Genomic DNA, 1,228 nt, shown 5'->3' with positions numbered 1-1,228 from the left:
CGCGAGCGGATCACCTTGCACCGCCGAGACATCCAGAAGCTGATCGAGGCGGCTGTTGACGAAGATGTTCCAGGCGACTGGTGAGGCTTGTGGAAGCGCTTCCGCGGCGTTGTGGAGGCAATTCCGCGCCGAGCTTGCATTGCCGAGCTCGAACCGATCGTGGCGGATATGGCCGGATTACATGACGAGGTGGATAAGCTGCTGGAAAGTCATATGAAATACACGAATCCGAGCGGCAATGACTCTCAAAACGAGCGGCAGCAATCTGATTCAAATACCGACTCTATTTTTGAATTTGAACCTGCTTTAGAGAAAAGCGGGGCGTCGGCCGAGCCCAGGACGAGGACCGCAGAGGCGCCGAAAACATACCCACTAGGGATGGTGCTGAAGGCTTGCCCCGAAATTGCGGATTATGCCGTCGACGGGATCGGCAATTGGCGCGATCTCATGATAACGGCCGCCCAGGTGCGGGGATATCTGGGCGTTTCGCCGTCTGCGTATGAGGAGGCGTGCCATGTGATGGGCCAAGAGATCGCGGCGATCGTGATTGCCTGCATTCTGCAAAGGGCGCAGCACATCAACTCGGCCGGCGGCTATTTGCGGGTACTGACCGAAAAGGCGACGTCAGGGCAGTTCTCTGTCGGGCCGATGCTGATGGCGGCGCTCAAGGCGAACGGCGCGATGGCGAAGATGACGGGATGACGATCGCCGATCCCGCAGCTCGTCGCTTCGCGCCCAGCTCAAAGCCAATGCGGCCTTTTGGGTCTTTGGTTTCGTCGACCGGCAGCAGTCTTGGTGGTTGTCCGCGCGTCTGACCGACAAGGCACAAGGGTGGGGCACTATTCCGAGAGTCTTGTTTCCAAGCATACGATGCTGGCACTGCTCAATTATCGAGGTGGCGTCAGCGCCCCCACCGCTTGGCGCCAAAAGGTCGTCAAACAGGCCAAAGACTTGCTATGAGGGCCATTTGCTGCATGTATCTGAAACAGCTGCGGCCAGTGCGGTCGGCCAGCGGACAGGTAGACACTTACGGCAAGGAAACACCTTTATGCGACTGGAACGGTAAAGTGGTTCAACGCGACCAAGGGCTTTGGCTTCATTCAACCCGACGGTGGTGGACAGGACGTGTTTGTCCATATTTCTGCTGTCGAGCGCGCTGGCCTATCGACGCTTGCTGACGGCCAGAAGGTCAACTACGAGATGGAACAGGATCGGCGGACCGGTAAAT

At 58.0% G+C, this 1,228-nt stretch carries 2 pseudogenes; both read left to right on the top strand.

Going from position 1 to position 1,228, the window contains the following annotated elements:
• Positions 1-702, top strand: a pseudogene (gene repC / locus EN935_RS36610) (plasmid replication protein RepC); the annotation flags it as partial.
• Between the two features lie 348 nt (positions 703-1,050).
• Positions 1,051-1,228 (top strand): annotated as a pseudogene (locus EN935_RS36605) (cold-shock protein); the annotation flags it as partial.

The organism is Mesorhizobium sp. M7D.F.Ca.US.004.03.1.1 (assembly GCF_003998635.1).
GTDB classification, from domain to species: Bacteria; Pseudomonadota; Alphaproteobacteria; order Rhizobiales; family Rhizobiaceae; genus Mesorhizobium; species Mesorhizobium loti.
Note: the sequence above shows the minus strand (reverse complement) of the source record. Positions and strands in the feature narration are given on the sequence as shown.